The following is a 15874-nucleotide window of genomic DNA, read 5'->3' as shown; positions in this document are numbered from 1 at the left end:
ATTGGTTATGACGATGGGCGAGCAGGCTCGGATTACGGCTGTTCTGGGCCCGACAAATACCGGAAAAACCCATTATGCGATTGAACGCATGTTGGCACACAGAACGGGTGTGATCGGCCTGCCTTTGCGTCTGCTTGCGCGCGAAGTATACGATAAGATTGTCACGTTACGCGGGCCCAGCGTGGTGGCGCTTGTAACTGGCGAAGAGCGGATTGTGCCAGCGCGGGTTCAGTATTGGGTTTGCACTGTCGAAGCGATGCCAGATGGCATGGGTGTTGATTTTCTGGCGGTCGATGAGATTCAGCTATGCGCCGATCCGGAGCGCGGGCATGTCTTTACGGACCGGCTATTGCGGGCACGCGGGCAATTGGAAACCCTGTTCATGGGCGCATCCACGATGAAAAGCGTTATCGCTGATCTTGTTCCCCGGGCTCAATATCTTTATCGCGAGCGGTTTTCAGAGCTAAGCTATTCAGGTTCGAAAAAGATAAGCAAAATGCCACCCAGAAGCGCAATTGTCGGGTTTTCAGTCGAAAACCTTTACGCGATTGCAGAGCTTTTACGCCGGCAAAAGGGTGGGGCTGCTGTTGTTATGGGGGCTTTGTCACCGCGCACGCGGAATGCTCAGGTCGAAATGTACCAGAATGGGGATGTGGACTACCTTGTTGCGACAGACGCGATTGGAATGGGGCTGAACCTGGATATTGACCATGTCGCTTTTTCAGGACTCAGCAAATTTGACGGGCGCCGTATGCGCGCGCTTGCCCCAAATGAGCTTGCGCAAATCGCGGGACGTGCCGGGCGCCACATGAGCGACGGTACTTTTGGCGTGACGGGCGAAGCAATGCCCTTTGACGACGGTTTGGTCGACGCCATTTGCAATCATCGCTTCGCGCCACTGAAGAAACTGCAATGGCGCAATGCTCGGCTTGAATTCGGGTCTGCTGAACGGTTGATCACATCGCTCGAACAAAACACGGACGACCCGCGTCTTGTGCGGGTGCGCGATGCAGATGATCTGCTTGCCCTGCGCAGCATTTCAGAAACGGGAGACGTTCGGCAAAAGATAGGATCGGCAAAAGATGTGCGCTTGCTTTGGGACGTGTGCCGGATTCCTGATTTCCGGGGAATCTCGCACGCGGAACATGCCGCCTTGCTCGCGCAGATTTTTGAATATTTGCATGATCTTGGCCGGGTCCCGGATGGCTGGCTTGCGGCACAGATAAAAAGGATAGACCGCGTCGATGGCGACATTGACACATTGTCGAAAAGACTGGCTTATATTCGCACCTGGACATATGTCGCGCAAAGAAGCGGGTGGGTCGATGACGAAAACCATTGGCGAGAGGCGACGCGCGCTGTAGAAGATCGCCTGTCAGATGCGTTACACAATGCGCTGACCCAAAGATTTGTTGATCGGCGTACAAGCATTCTGTTGCGGCGGTTGAAGCAGAAGGAGGGCCTGGTGGCCAACGTAAATGATAAAGGTGAAGTGACGGTTGAGGGCGAGTTTGTCGGCCGTCTCGAAGGGTTTCGTTTCAGTCAGGATAAAACCGCCTCTCCGGATCAGGCAAAAACGTTACGCGCGGCCGCATTTCAGGCGCTGGCGCCGGAATTTCATCTGCGTGCTGACAGGTTCTACAATGCTCCCGACACAGAGATAGATTACACTGAACAGGGTGGTCTGATGTGGGGCGCGTATGCGGTTGGTAAGGTCATGGCTGGCGACGAAGCAACCAAACCAAGCGTTGAAGCCTTTGTTGACGAAGAGGCAGGATCTGACGTCGCGGAAAAGGTGAATCGCAGGCTCCAGCATTTCATCGACAGAAAAATTGCTACGTTGTTCGAACCCCTGATGGCGATGTCACGTGATGAAACACTGACTGGCATTGCACGGGGGTTTGCGTTTCGGATTGTCGAGGCGAACGGTTTGCTGCCACGCGAACAGGTCGCTGCCGAGGTCAAAGAACTTGATCAGGATGCACGGGGTGCGCTGCGTAAGCACGGAATTCGGTTTGGGCAGTTCACGATCTTTATGCCAATTTTGCTTAAACCTGCGGCGACACGCTTGCGCTTGTTGTTGTGGTCCATAAAGCAAAATCTTTCAGAGTTCCCGGAAAGCCCACCACCTGGTCTGGTAACGATTCCTGCCGTTAAAGATGCCCCCGAAGGCTATCACCTGATGGCCGGGTACCGCCAAGCCGGAGAACGTGCAATTCGTGTTGATATGCTGGAACGGCTTGCCGATTTGCTTCGGACGGAAGATAGCCGGAACGGCTTTGAGGCCAAGCCCGACATGCTTTCGATCACCGGAATGACGCTTGAACAGTTCAGCGACCTTATGAAGGGTCTGGGGTACAACGCCGAACGCGGCGAACGTGATAAAATAAAAGCCGAACCCGTCGTAGAGGCGGTTGAACCCGCTGAAATATCGCAAGAATCAGCCGTTCCAGAACTTGTGGATAAACCCGAAACCGCAGAGGAAGCGGAATCGCCGGCAACCAGTGACGGCGAAGCTGAACAAGTGGAGCCAGTCGAGAAGGAGGTGTTCTACACCTTCACCTGGGCGCGCAGCAAACCGCAGGTTAAAGCAGGTGCCAAGGGCAAACCACGTGGAAAACCCAAGCCAAATCGCGCGTCGCATCAAAATGCCGTACCGGTACAGTCCCGGCTGCAAAAGAAAGACCGGATTGATCCGGACAATCCATTTGCGGCCGCACTTATGGGGTTGAGGAACAAATCGTAAGTGGCTCAGAGGCAAATACAGCCGGAAGAGGGCAAACACCCATCTATCAGGCTCGACAAATGGCTCTGGCACGCAAGGTTCTTTAAGACACGTGGCCTTGCAACCAAGCTGGTTTCTGGTGGTCACGTACATGTAAATGCTGACAAAGTATCAAAACCGGCATTCGGTTTAAAGGTGGGGGATATCCTCAGTTTCCCGCAAGGCAAGACCATAAGAGTGGTGAAAGTTCTTACGCTTAGCACCCGGCGAGGCCCTGCAACTGAGGCGCAGGCGCTTTACGAAGATCGCACTCCCATTCGGGAAAGCGTTCCGGGTGCGCCAAGAACCGAAGGAAAAGGTCGTCCAACTAAGAAAGATCGCCGCACTATGCTTCTTTCCAACCCTAGAATGCTTGAATGATCCGCGCCTCTGCACTAGCTAGGCGCAAAGTCACATCAGCCTGAGTATCCGCATGACCTATATTGTCAACGACGCCTGTATCGCCTGCAAATACACCGATTGTGTAGAAGTATGCCCGGTTGATTGCTTTTACGAAGGCGAAAACATGTTGGTTATCCATCCGGATGAATGCATCGACTGCGGTGTTTGCGAGCCTGAATGCCCTGCAGACGCGATCCGCCCCGATACCGAGCCGGATATGGACAAGTGGGTTGAATTTAACCGGAAGTATTCAGAGCTTTGGCCAGTCATCATCACGAAAAAAGACCCGTTGCCAGAGGCAGAAGATCGTGACGGGGAAGAAGGTAAGCTCGAGAAGTATTTTTCGGAAACGCCGGGTGAAGGTGGCTGATAAGGTGATTCGTTTTTCTGCGGCGTAGACACACGCTGAATGACACAGTTTTACTGGAAGTTTATCTTATAAGTCATTGAAATATATGTCTTAAGAGACTCTTCTGCGCTGCGGCGCTTTCGAAGGAGCCGTTTTTCTGTTATACTGGCACTATAAATGTTGAAAGATACCTGAATCACCATCCTGGGGGCGGCGAGCCTTGAGGGTGGTTTTATTAGCGCCAAAAACTAGAAACCGGGAAAAGTGTTTTTTCCGTTTATTTTTTTTCGCTGACTTTCAGGTGCAATCGAGGAAGACAAGAACATATGAGTAAATCTAAAAAGCCTGACTTTCGTCCGAATGATTTTGTTGTGTACCCATCTCATGGTGTCGGAAAAATCATATCGATTGAAGAGCAGGAAGTCGCAGGCCTGAATCTGGAGCTTTTTGTGATCTCTTTTGAGAAGGACAAGATGACTCTGCGTGTGCCAACGAACAAGGCAACAGAAGTTGGGATGCGGTCTCTTTCCTCGCCTGATATCGTAGCGCGCGCCATGGCCACGCTAAAAGGCAAGGCGAAAGTGAAGCGCGCAATGTGGTCGCGCCGGGCGCAAGAGTACGAGCAAAAAATCAACTCTGGTGATTTGATTGCGATTGCTGAAGTCGTGCGCGACCTTCATCGTACGGATGATCAACGCGAGCAGAGCTATTCGGAGCGTCAGCTTTACGAAGCAGCGCTTGAACGGATGACCCGCGAAGTTGCAGCAGTTTCCGGCGCAGATGAGCTGAGCGCACAGCGCGAAGTTGGCGATGTTCTTGCACGCAGAGCGCCGCCACCTGCTGCTGCCTGAGTTAAATAACTGCCCAAATTGGGCGATACATCAAAATCAAGCCGTTCCTTCGGGGGCGGCTTTTTTAGAGCGTAATTTGTGAACAGAGCACCGCAAGAACGGTGATTTCGCAGATTTGTTGGGTTGCGCCAAGGATGTCACCCGTCTGGCCGCCGATTTTTGCACGCGCAAGCAGCGCTACTGAAAAAGCTGCAACGCAAATCCAGAGTACCGCCCAAACTGCCGTGCCCCCCAAAATCAAAAGGCCAAGCACAGCTGCGAGACCAGTTGCTATCCAGACTGTTCGTGTCTGAGGTTTACCAACCGTTGCAGAAAATCCGCCCTGCCGTGCATTTGGAAGCCAGGACATCACCGCAACCATTGGCGCACGGGAAAGCGCGGCGGTTGCAACGAGAAACATCAGTCCGGAACCGCCCGCGATCAAGGCACTGATCGCCGCCCAGCGGGCCAGCAATGACAGAACAAGCGCGACAACACCGTAGGTTCCGATATGGCTGTCTTTCATAATCTCAAGACGTTTTGCCCGGTCCCATCCCCCCCAAAGACCATCGGCGGTGTCGGCAAGCCCGTCTTCGTGCATCGCCCCGGTGATCATGATTTGCGTGCACAAAGTAAAGGCAGCGACAAGCGGCGCAGAAAGGCCCAGCCAAAGTGCGACCCATCCGACAATCATTGCTATGGCGCCCAGTACTGCCCCTACAAGCGGGTAGGCCCAAGCGGCGGCAGCACCGCGCAAGGTTGCGGCATTCGTGTCGACAGGGATGGGCAATCGGCTGAGCAGACCAAGGGAATTCAAAAAATCCCCTGCCGCAATCAGTTTTGTGTCGGCTTCGGCCATTAATTTGCCTTTCTGTCTCTTTCCAAGTCTGCGCCAAGCGTTAAACAGAGCGCAACGCATATTCAACGAGGCCCATACATGTCAAACGCTGCCTTTTCCACGCTCGCAGAATTTCGCGCCTGCCTAAAGGCGGGGCCGAAGCTTGATAGTGGGTCGATGAAAGCTGCCGAGGCACGCAACGGTCAATTGACCAAACCCCCTGGCGCGCTTGGCCGACTGGAAGACATTGCGATCTGGTATGCCGGATGGCGCGGCACGGACAGGCCTTCGCTGGATAATCCACAGATTATTATCTTTGCGGCCAATCATGGCGTGACGGCACAGGGGGTCTCTGCGTTCCCGGCCGAAGTCACCGCGCAGATGGTTTTGAATTTCGAGCACGGCGGCGCCGCTATAAACCAGTTGGCTGATTGTTTTGGTGCAAAACTGGATGTGCACGCGCTGTCGCTTGACACACCAACGGCTGATTTTACCAAATCGCCAGCCATGAGCGAAGCAGAAGTGGTTGACGCGTTGGCCACGGGGTGGAAGGCGGTTGATCCGGCGGCGGACCTTCTGGTTACGGGCGAAATGGGGATCGGAAATACAACGTCAGCCGCCGCAATATTGACGGCGCTTTTTGGCGGGGATGGGTCTGTATGGACGGGCCGGGGAACAGGTGTCGATGATACGGGGCTGGACAACAAGACACGCGTTGTGAACGAAGGTGTCACGCTTCACGCAACCTCTGACCCGCTTGAAATCTTGCGCTGCCTTGGCGGGCGCGAAATAGCAGCAATGGCCGGGGCAATCGCGCGTGCCCGTTCAGAGGGTATTCCGGTTATTCTTGATGGCTTTATCTGTTCATCCGCAGCGGCCGTTCTGCACCGGGTTGCGCCAGAGGCACTTGACCACGCAATCGCAGGGCATCTTTCGGCAGAGGGGCCACATGCAGATGTCCTGTCGCACCTCGGTAAAGAGCCGCTTCTGAATTTGGGTATGCGATTGGGCGAGGGGTCTGGCGCTGCATTGGCGATAGGCGTGCTGAAAGGCGCGATCGCCTGCCACTCGGGAATGGCTACCTTTGCCGAAGCAGGTGTGAGCGACGGTTAACTTTGCTCGCTATCTTGTTTTTTCTGCTGATCATCTGAAATTTCCTGTAAGATTGCGGCCTCAAGCTCTATGCGAAGCTCATTCGAACGCTCCATATATGCCTTGTTTTCCAAGACTGGGATACCTGGGTCCCACAGCGCTGCAGTTTCACGGAGCGCATAGCGGTCAAGTTTGTAGAATGCTTTTTCATGAGCTGCTGCTTCAAATTCGCTTAGCCCCGTGTTTTCAAGAACATAGCGCCCGGCACGTAGCGAACCATCAAACATCTCGCGCACGATATCATTCGCGCCAGCCCGATATAATTCGTAGGTGTGAATACGGTCATGCGCGCGGGCGATAATATGCAAATCCGGGCGTTCACGCCTTGCAAGCTGCACCAATTTGGTTGCCGCCTTGGGGTCGTCAACGGCAACAACAAGAACCTTTGCTTCTTTAAGACCAGCCGCATGCAGGAGTTCAGGGCGTGTCGGATCACCAAAAAAACCTTTCACGCCAAATTTGCGCATGACCTCTATCGTGCCGAGGTCATGATCTAGAACGGTTGTCTTTTTGCCTGCAAGCTGAACCATCCGATTCACAACCTGCCCAAATCGTCCGACACCAGCAATTATGATTGGTGATTGTTCGTCGATCTGATCATGTTCGGGTGCTGTGGTCGCCTCTTTCATGCGTTTGCTCAGGACATCGTAGAGGATGAAGAACAGTGGCGTCAGCAACATCGACAACGTGATGACCAGAAGAATTCTGTCTTCATATTCGCCTGATATAACGTTCACCTGTGCCGAAAAACTGGTGAGCACGAATCCGAACTCTCCGGCCTGGGCAAGACCAAGCGTGAAAAGCCATTGGTCGCGGCCTTTTAGCTTGAAGACTTTGCCAAGCATAAACAGAATGATACCCTTTACCATCATGATCGAAAGAGCGAGGCCAACGAAAAGCAGAGGGTCGGCAAAGAGGGTCGAAAAACTGATGCCAGCACCCACCGTGATGAAGAACAGACCAAGCAGCAGGCCCTTGAAAGGCTCGACATCCGCTTCCAATTCATGACGAAATTCTGTGTTTGCCAGAACGACACCCGCTAAAAACGTGCCAAGCGCAGGTGAGAGCCCGACAAGCGTCATGAGAAACGCAATTGCAATAACGATCAGCAAGGCAACTGCAGTATACATTTCACGTAAATTGGCGGTGTGAATATAGCGAAACAGGGGGCGTGTCAGAAATATGCCTGCAAGTACGACCGAAGCGATCGCGCCGAGCGTCACTAGTGTTACGCCCCAGCCGGGCAACCCTGCAACCAGTGAAAAGCTGTGTGACTCGTTAACATGTTCAAGGCCGTAGATCTTAAGATCAGAGACACCCAGCAACGGAATTATCGCGAGCATCGGGATAACCAAGATATCCTGCGCAAGCAGAACCGAGAATGCAGATCGTCCACCGCCCGTCTGCATGAGTTTCTTTTCATTGAGCGTTTGCAGGACGATCGCAGTCGAGGACAGCGAAAAGATCAACCCAATGGTCAGCGCAACTGTAAAGGGTTGACCCAGCCAGATCGCAATTCTGGTGATGACAGACGTTGTTAGAACAACCTGAAGACCACCAAGCCCGATCAGGCGCATCCGCATGTTCCACAAAGCGCGCGGGTCAAGTTCTAGCCCGATCAAAAACAGCATCATGACAACACCGAATTCAGCAAAATGCTGTAAATTCTGTGATTCGGTGCCAATGAAACCCATGATTGGCCCGATTACGATACCTGCAAGCAAATACCCAAGGACCGACCCAAGACCCAACCGCGCAGCAAACGGAACCGCGATAACGGCCGCCGCGAGGTAGATTGTCGCAAGAAACAAAAAACTGTCCAAAATACTTACCTCAGGTTGGCAGTGGCGCGTCGGACTTGAACTGGTCCATTACAATTTGGCTTTGCACCCGCCCAACGGTGGGGTGAGTTAAAAGGATATCATGAATAAGCGTGTTTAGCGCTGGTAGATCGTCACAGAAAACCCGCAAAAGGTAGTCTGCTTCTCCGGTGAGTGTCCATGCGCTAATAATTTCCGGTCGTGTTTCAATTAACGTTGCAAAGCTTTTTGCCGTATCCGCGGCGTGGTTGACCATCTGAACCTGAACAAAGGCCTGAACGGTCAGTCCAACACGCGAGGGGTCTAGCCGTGCAGAGTAGCCGACGATGTAGCCTTCGCTTTCCAGCCGTTGTCTGCGCCGGCCCACCTGGCTTGCGGAAAGATGCAGAAGGTCGCCCAATTCCTGTGCGGTCAGATAGGCATTCCGCTGCAATTCCGAGAGAAGGCGGCAATCAGTTTGGTCAATGGTTGCGCGAGATACTTGCATGTTTTGCAGTTTATATGCGGGTACTCCGCAAATCAATCTGTTTATTATGGGTAAGACGCGCACATAAGGCGCGATAGGTGCGGTATCATTACACCCAAATGTGAACAGGAGTTGTCGCACTGGGACCTTTTCCACATAATGCGCCGAAATCAAAGATCAGCACAGAGAACCCGGCAGGTACGGACGGGTTTGAATTTGTAGAGTTTGCACACCCTGAGCCGCAAGAATTGCGTGAATTGTTTGCGCGTATGGGCTACGTCCACGCCGCAACCCATAAAACACGTCAGATTGAACTATGGCGGCAGGGGGACATTACCTACATCCTGAACGCAGAGCCCGATTCCATGGCGATGCGGTTTGTCGCGGAACACGGCCCCTGCGCGCCTTCGATGGGATGGCGTGTGGTGGATGCCAAGGTTGCTCATGATCGTGCCGTCTCCAAAGGCGCAACACCTTACACAGATGCGGATAAAACGTTGAACGTGCCTGCGATTGTTGGAATTGGTGGATCGCTGATTTACTTTGTTGACACCAATGGCGGTGACGAAACAGCCTACGATACAGATTTTGACTGGATTGCCGAAAAGTGGCCTGAGGGCGTTGGCTTTCACTACATCGACCACCTGACGCACAATGTGCACAAAGGCAATATGGATATCTGGTTTCATTATTATGCGGATATCTTCAATTTCAAAGAAATCAGGTTCTTCGATATCGAAGGCAAGTTTACAGGGCTTCTCAGCCGCGCGCTAACCTCGCCCTGTGGGCGTATCCGCATTCCGATTAACGAAGATCGCGGGGAAACCGGACAGATTGTTGCCTATCTGAAAAAATATAACGGTGAAGGCATTCAGCACATCGCTGTCGGAACAGATGATATTTATAGCTCTACCGATGTGATTGCTGGAAATGGTGTGAAGTTCATGCCCGGCCCACCGGAATCTTACTACAGGAAGAGCAAAGAGCGGGTGGTTGGGCATGACGAACCTCTGGACCGGATGATGAAACATGGCATCCTGATCGACGGCGAAGGTGTGGTCGATGGGGGCGAGACCCGAATCCTGCTCCAAATCTTTTCAAAAACCGTGATCGGGCCGATCTTCTTTGAATTTATTCAGCGCAAAGGCGACGATGGCTTTGGCGAAGGCAATTTCAAAGCACTGTTTGAATCAATTGAACAAGATCAGATTGATCGGGGAGAGATTGCAGCGGAATAGATGCTCAAACAATCTCGAACTGGGCCTCGTCTTTTGGCGGGGCCTTTTATATTTCGGGCATCCTTAGTGTAATATTCCGCCCGCCTTTAACGTATCTCAATTCTTGCGCGCCGATCGCGGCGACCCGACCGCCGTCGACCCTTTCGCCAATTTCGACCTTAACGTAACGCCCGCTTGGCAACCTCACGAGCGCACGGCGCTGAGATGATGTTCCGTAGACGCCGATCAGGCTGATGCGGCGCAGGTTGATCGCATTTGTAACTGTCGCCTGGTTCGCAACGGACGCACGGGTTGGGATTGTCGGGGCTCTGCCTGTCGGCACAGCGGCAACTGCGGTAGCTGCTACTGTCGCATTTTGGGTGTTTGCGCGGGCGGCAGCAACGAGTTCACTTATGTTACCGGGCCGGTTTCGCGGGGCAGGAGAACGTGACACAGCAAGCGCTGTTGGCGTGTTGTCAACCGTAGGTTCGGTTTGCGGCGATGCCGGTCGTGCAACAGGTCGTTTCGACGATAGCTCTGAAAGAGTCAGACCACCGAACCGTCCTCGTTCGTGCTGTTGTTGCAGATCCGCAGGGCGGGCTGCAGGGCGAAACCCGGCGAGAGCGGTGTTTTGCCCAGTTACGGTTTCGTCGATCTGAACAGAGTTTGGCAATACAGCGCTTCGTGGACGCGAAGGTGTCACGACCGGAGGTTTGCCTGCGAAGACCAGAATACCATCCGCGTTTTCTGTTCCTTCTGCTGAGGGAATAACTAGCCCACGGTCATCAAGTGTAAAGACCGTTCCGGAACTTGCCGGATTGTTCAGCGCTTTGATCTGGCCAGCGCCGGGTTCCGGGTCAAACGCGGGCAGGGCAACGGCGTCATGTGTCGTGGTCGGCGTATCAATCGACCCGATGTAAAGTTCTTCAATGCTTTCAGGCAACAAGAAGTCCGGTGCATCGGGAGCGCGTTGCCAGATACCAGAATCGGCATAAGCTTCCTCTGCTTCTTCCATCGTCATCGGCACAACAGGCTCCGGAGCCTCTGTAATTTCGATCTCGGCCTCTTCGGTGAGTAGCTCAGTTTCCTCTGTGAGGATCGTGTCCTGAGCACCTTCAATCGCATCGTCGATAGCGGCCAGAACTTCCTCTGAGTTTTGAGCTAGGGAAACCTCTGGTATCTCGGCAGTTGACGCTGTCTCGTTGATGCTTGGATTTTCCTCGTTCAACCCGCTCGTGTTATCGTCCAGGAAAACAACCGACCAGACGGCCAAGAGCGCCATGATGGCGATCAGGACGGCGGTTAACACAAGGCCTAGATGCGGGGGTTTACCCCCCTGAAAGTATTTTTTCCGCGCGCCAAACACGGCCACCGCTGAATCAGGGATATTTGTCGCAAATGCAGATGAAGGTTCAGACAATCCGAAATTTTCGCTTTGATGGTCGGGTTTGGGCGCAATCACCGGCGCTACAAGCTCTGGTGTTTCGGTGGGCGTAATGGTTGGCGCTGGCGTGTGTCTGATCTTTTCGATCGGCGGCATGTCTGGCGCCACAGCCGCCGTTACAATCATCGGCTTTGCTGCAGCGGCCACCTTGGGTGGCGAACCTTCACTATCGCCCGGCAAAACCACAAGACGCGCAGCAGGAAGATCTGCCGACATATCGGACTCGGGTGTGCCCAACTGGTCCGTGTCCTGCCGGCTTGAGGTGAATGCCGGAACAGGGTCGCGTTCAGCCTCAGCCTCTGTATCTTCGGGTTCAAGTGATAGCTCCGGGAGTTCGTCTATAGGCTCGCTATCGTCATGATCCTCAAGCGCTATGGCGCTATCTGTGATATGCGGTTCAGTTACCTGAACGTGATCGGTCTCCTCAGCGTCTTCAGTTTCCTCAACGTGATCGGTGTTCTCAACGTCTTCGATTGCCTCGACGTCATTGGTTTCCCCAACGTCTTGGATTGCCTCGACGTCTTCGGTTACCTCAACCTCTTCAAGTTCTTCAAGCTCTTCCAAAACCTTTTGTTCTGTTGGTTCGGGCCGTTTCAGGGGGGCGGCTTCGGGTAAAGGTACAATTTTAACGGCAAAAGCATCACGCTCTAACTGCTCGCCTTTGTGTAGCAGGGAGGATGCGATCTGGGTTTCTCCAAAAAAGGGTTCACCGTCAAAATCGTTCGCTTCGGGATTCGCTACAAAACTCAGCGGGTTGAATTTGTGCTGGACGGCGAAATCCTCTGCTTCTTCCAGCGTTTCACGCGCGACCGCTGCAAGCTTTACTTTGTCACCGGCTGGTTTCCAATCAAACACCAGTTCGTCAACTGCATAAGGGGTCATGCCCGCGAGCGCGGCGCGAATTTGAAATTCGCGGTCACTGACGCTCGGACCGGGGGCATCAATCAATGAATACAGGATTTGCGTATTGGGCAAGATTAGTTTTGTTGTGACACCAGCAGAGTCCAGACCAGCGGCCGTTTGCCGCAAAAACCCAAGGGTATCCGCAAGATCAGCGCTCTCTACATCAACCTCGCCAACCAGATGCCACCCACCGGGGGTGCGGTGCAGCAGGCTAATGCCTTCGAGCGAGAGATTAAGGGCGAAACTTGGCTTCATCTTGTTGATCTATCACAGTAACCCAAAGTAACGAACACATCCCGAAGACAGTTATAGTTCTAAAGCAGGAAATAGCTCAAGAAAATATAATGCCAAGGAATTGCTTGTGGGCTGCGTCAAAGAGAGGAACTGTGCGGGATATGAAAGGAAAAATCATGCGGTTTTTGGGAATATTGATGGTTTCGGTTTTTTTGTGCTCAGGTGCAATGGCCGATGGGATTTTACGACAAATCGTCGTTACTGGTGACGGACGGGTAGAAGGGACACCAGATATGGCGACCATATCAATGGGTGTCACTACCGAGGGCAAAACTGCAGCCGAAGCGATGGCCACTATTTCTGTCCAGGTTGCCGAAATGCTCGACGCGTTGACAGAAGCGGGGATAGAAGCGCGTGATGTGCAAACAAGTCAGTTAAATCTTTCGCCACGGATAGATCACAGCGGCTCAAGTCGTGGCGAGGCTCCGAAAGTTGTGGGTTTTACCGCCTCGAATATGCTGAATGTTCGAATCCGGGACCTTGATGCAATGGGCGAAATTCTGGATGCCGTGCTCAATAGCGGTGCGAACCAGTTTTTTGGGCTGAGTTTTGGTCTGAATGAACCGCAGGAAAGTGAAGATCTCGCAAGGCAAAGAGCTGTAGAGGATGCGATGCGCAAAGCTGCGCTTTATGCGCAGGCGGCGGGGGTGGAACTTGGCGCCGTTATTTCGATTTCTGAGGCGGGCCAGCACGTTGCTCAACCCATGATGATGCAGGCGGAATCGATGGTGCGCGGTGCAGTGCCAATCGCGCAGGGCGAAATCACAACCACCGCAAGCATCACTATCGTGTTTGAGATTGGCGGAGCATAAACCCCGCCAATTAAAAATTTTAGCTTAATGCCTTGGTCAGTGCTTGATCCAGATCTGCGATCAGGTCCTTTGCATCTTCAATTCCGATAGACAGGCGTACGACATTTGCCCCGGCACCTGCTGCTTCTTGCTGTTCCGGTGACAACTGGCGGTGCGTCGTTGAGGCAGAGTGAATGACAAGAGAACGAGTATCGCCAAGGTTTGCGACATGGCTGAAAATTTCCAGACTGTCGACGAGCTTTACACATGCGTCGTAACCGCCTTTGACCGCGATGGTAAAGAGAGCACCAGCGCCCTTCGGACAGATAGAAGCGATACGGCCATAGCAAGGATTTGACGGTAGCCCTGCGTAGGTCACAGCTTCGATCCGCGGGTCCGTTTCAAGCCAACTCGCAACTTTCACTGCGTTTTCAACGTGCCGCTCCATCCGCAGAGAGAGCGTTTCGATGCCCATCAGCGTATAATGTGCACCTTGCGGATTCATGGTCATACCCAAGTCACGCAATCCGATCGCGATGGAGTGGAATGTGAACGCAAGGTTTCCGAATGTCTCGTGAAACTTCAGGCCGTGATACGCAGGCTCTGGTGCGCTGAGGGACGGAAACTTGTCTGACGCGGACCAGTCAAAATTGCCTGAATCCACAACACAACCACCTGTGACCGTACCATTGCCAGTCAGGTATTTGGTGGTTGAGTGCACAACCAGCGTCGCACCGTGTTTGATCGGGTTGCAAAGGTATGGTGTTGCAGAGGTGTTGTCGACGATCAGCGGTATGCCTGCTTTGGCCGAAATCGCTGAAAGCGCGTCAAGGTCAGCAATGTGGCCACCGGGGTTGGCGATCGATTCACAGAATATAGCGCGGGTATTGTCGTCAATCGCTGCAGCTACAGCGGCTTCATCATCGATGTCGACAAATCTTGCTTCCCAGCCAAAGCGCTTGATGGTCTGGCTGAACTGGGTGACTGAGCCACCATAAAGACGGGTCGATACCACAACGTTCTTTCCGGGCTCCATCAGCGGGAACAGCGCCATAATTTGCGCTGCGTGACCTGATGAACAGCAGACCGCCCCTACGCCACCTTCCAGGGTTGCGATCCGTTCCTGTAAAACGGCAACCGTTGGGTTGGTCAGGCGCGAATAGATAAACCCGACTTCTTGCAAGTTAAAAAGCGCAGCGGCGTGTTCGGCATCGCGAAACACATAGGCCGTCGTTTGGTAAATCGGCGTCTGGCGCGCGCCTGTTGCCGGGTCTGGGCGGGCGCCCGCGTGAACTTGCAGGGTGTCAAAGCCGTAAGAGGCAGTATCGGACATAAAGGTTCTCCGCTGTTTCAATTATCCGACCAGAGACTAGGCGATCAGTTCCGCCCACACAACTGAATGTGTTGTTGATCAGAACAACGTTCACCAAATTGGCCTGCTTGCGGAACTGGTGTTTTCCGAAAATGTTCCATATCGGATATTTCAGCAGGATTGCGCCTGGAAAAAACCTTTTTGCATCACATCCGGAGGGGCGACGCGATTCACCGCATCCAAAGGTTTGCGCGTTTAATCTGGTTTCGGATCATCTTTTCACGCCGGGGCAGAGCGTTGCGGTTAAACATGTCACGCACTCTTTTTCCCTTACGCTGAAAAATCATACGCTTGAACGGGTCATACTGTTTGATGATTTTCTTGATCTTGTTAGGGGCTGTTATTGTTTCCAATATCTCGATTGCATGGTCATTTTCGCGCGCGTAGAGCAGGGGAAGTACCCGGTAGTGACAGCTTACAGACCCATCCAATAGGCCGGGTGAAATAGTGTCGCGCCCACCCCCGAAAGAATGAATAACCAGTGGCAATACCACCTGATCAAGCCACGGGTTCATTTGTTGGCAAACCAGTGCATCTGGCGGGTCGTCACGCACGGCAACGGCGTATTCGGTGAAACGCTCACCAAATTCATGGGGGCAACGGTAAAAAAACCATCCCGCGTTAAAATAGAGATAACGCTCCCAATACTCATCGGGCTGCGTCAGATCGAGCGAGCTCTCGAACTCGAGCCCAAATTTATCATAGAGCGATTTCCAGATTTCGGTGTAGCCGGGACCGTAGAGTTCAATTGTTGGCCATGTCCCTTCACGTCGCATGGACGCGCTGGGCCGATCAAAGTCGAAAGGCACATCGGACAGGGGCCCTGTGATTAGCGTATCTGTGTCAAAAAACACAAACGGCTCACCCTTGGGCAGCGCTTTCAGGCCTTCGATCTTGTTTCCATAGGGGTAACTCTGGCCGAAATGTTCGTTTTCGAACGCGACAATTTCAGCGCCTAATGCCTCAAGCGTTTCCCGGACCTGAACATCCTTTATACGCGGGTCCCGTTCCCAGAGGTCGCCGGGCTGAGGCTCGGCGACAAAAAGACGACCTTTGAAATTCGGATTGGTGTGTTGCAACGAGGCTGCGAACATCACCGCCTCATACTGCAGGCGGCCCGACTGCCCAACGATCATGATGTTATAGGCTTGGCTTTTTTTGCTTTTCTTTGCCATGCACAATCTGCCCGATGTTTGTTTTGAAACGGACTATAGCCGGGTTTGCCAGTTGTC

The 15874-nt window shown here is 53.2% G+C and carries 13 protein-coding genes; 7 read left to right on the top strand and 6 right to left on the bottom strand.

The genetic code is table 11. The annotated features are described in order from the left end of the window. The first annotated feature begins 13 nt into the window (after positions 1–13). From J4E70_RS12990 to J4E70_RS12975, 4 genes are all read left to right on the top strand, one after another. The gene (locus J4E70_RS12990; protein WP_213890124.1) at positions 14–2746 is read left to right on the top strand and encodes a helicase-related protein; all 2733 of its coding nucleotides are present in this window, start codon (positions 14–16) and stop codon (positions 2744–2746) included. Continuing rightward, positions 2747–3145 (top strand): RNA-binding S4 domain-containing protein, encoded by a 399-nt coding sequence (locus J4E70_RS12985; protein WP_247077964.1) that lies wholly within the window; start codon positions 2747–2749, stop codon positions 3143–3145. 52 nt (positions 3146–3197) lie between these two features. Continuing rightward, complete coding sequence (fdxA, locus tag J4E70_RS12980) at positions 3198–3536, top strand: ferredoxin FdxA (RefSeq protein WP_213890003.1); 339 nt, start codon at positions 3198–3200, stop codon at positions 3534–3536. 305 nt (positions 3537–3841) lie between these two features. Continuing rightward, complete coding sequence (locus J4E70_RS12975) at positions 3842–4366, top strand: CarD family transcriptional regulator (protein ID WP_213890002.1); 525 nt, start codon at positions 3842–3844, stop codon at positions 4364–4366. A 64-nt stretch (positions 4367–4430) separates the two neighbouring features. Here J4E70_RS12975 and cobS read toward each other — a convergent pair whose 3' ends face one another. After that, positions 4431–5204, bottom strand: coding sequence for an adenosylcobinamide-GDP ribazoletransferase (gene cobS, locus J4E70_RS12970; protein WP_213890001.1), 774 nt, complete (start codon positions 5202–5204; stop codon positions 4431–4433). A gap of 78 nt (positions 5205–5282) precedes the next feature. Between cobS and cobT the strand changes: the two genes are divergently transcribed. Continuing rightward, complete coding sequence (cobT, locus tag J4E70_RS12965) at positions 5283–6296, top strand: nicotinate-nucleotide--dimethylbenzimidazole phosphoribosyltransferase (protein WP_213889999.1); 1014 nt, start codon at positions 5283–5285, stop codon at positions 6294–6296. Here the strand turns inward: cobT and J4E70_RS12960 are convergent. Both J4E70_RS12960 and J4E70_RS12955 read right to left on the bottom strand, forming a co-directional pair. After that, a complete protein-coding gene (locus J4E70_RS12960; protein ID WP_213889997.1) occupies positions 6293–8158 on the bottom strand; it encodes a cation:proton antiporter domain-containing protein in 1866 nt (621 codons plus the stop codon). The genes cobT and J4E70_RS12960 overlap by 4 nt on opposite strands. 10 nt (positions 8159–8168) lie before the next feature. Beyond that, positions 8169–8642, bottom strand: coding sequence for an Lrp/AsnC family transcriptional regulator (locus J4E70_RS12955; RefSeq protein ID WP_213889988.1), 474 nt, complete (start codon positions 8640–8642; stop codon positions 8169–8171). Positions 8643–8761: 119 nt separating this feature from the next. Between J4E70_RS12955 and hppD the strand changes: the two genes are divergently transcribed. After that, positions 8762–9859: a 4-hydroxyphenylpyruvate dioxygenase gene (gene hppD / locus J4E70_RS12950; protein ID WP_213890120.1), complete on the top strand. Its 1098-nt coding sequence runs from the start codon at positions 8762–8764 to the stop codon at positions 9857–9859. Positions 9860–9905: 46 nt separating this feature from the next. Here hppD and J4E70_RS12945 read toward each other — a convergent pair whose 3' ends face one another. Continuing rightward, positions 9906–12440, bottom strand: a complete 2535-nt coding sequence (locus tag J4E70_RS12945) for a hypothetical protein (protein WP_213889986.1) — start codon at positions 12438–12440, stop codon at positions 9906–9908. Between the two features lie 155 nt (positions 12441–12595). On the opposite strand from J4E70_RS12945, the gene J4E70_RS12940 reads away from it, so the two are divergent. Beyond that, entirely contained in the window at positions 12596–13291 is a 696-nt protein-coding gene (locus J4E70_RS12940) for an SIMPL domain-containing protein (RefSeq protein ID WP_213889985.1), read from the top strand. 19 nt (positions 13292–13310) lie between these two features. Here J4E70_RS12940 and J4E70_RS12935 read toward each other — a convergent pair whose 3' ends face one another. Together J4E70_RS12935 and J4E70_RS12930 are read right to left on the bottom strand one after the other, a co-directional pair. Then, positions 13311–14603 (bottom strand): O-acetylhomoserine aminocarboxypropyltransferase/cysteine synthase family protein, encoded by a 1293-nt coding sequence (locus tag J4E70_RS12935; RefSeq protein ID WP_213889984.1) that lies wholly within the window; start codon positions 14601–14603, stop codon positions 13311–13313. Positions 14604–14812: 209 nt separating this feature from the next. Further along, on the bottom strand, positions 14813–15817 hold the full coding sequence (locus tag J4E70_RS12930) for a hypothetical protein (RefSeq protein ID WP_213889983.1): 1005 nt from the start codon (positions 15815–15817) through the stop codon (positions 14813–14815). Between the last annotated feature and the right edge of the window lie 57 nt (positions 15818–15874).

Origin of the sequence: Pseudohalocynthiibacter aestuariivivens, from assembly GCF_018457175.1 — a bacterium.
Taxonomy (GTDB): Bacteria; Pseudomonadota; Alphaproteobacteria; order Rhodobacterales; family Rhodobacteraceae; genus Pseudohalocynthiibacter; species Pseudohalocynthiibacter aestuariivivens.
Note: the sequence above shows the minus strand (reverse complement) of the source record. Positions and strands in the feature narration are given on the sequence as shown.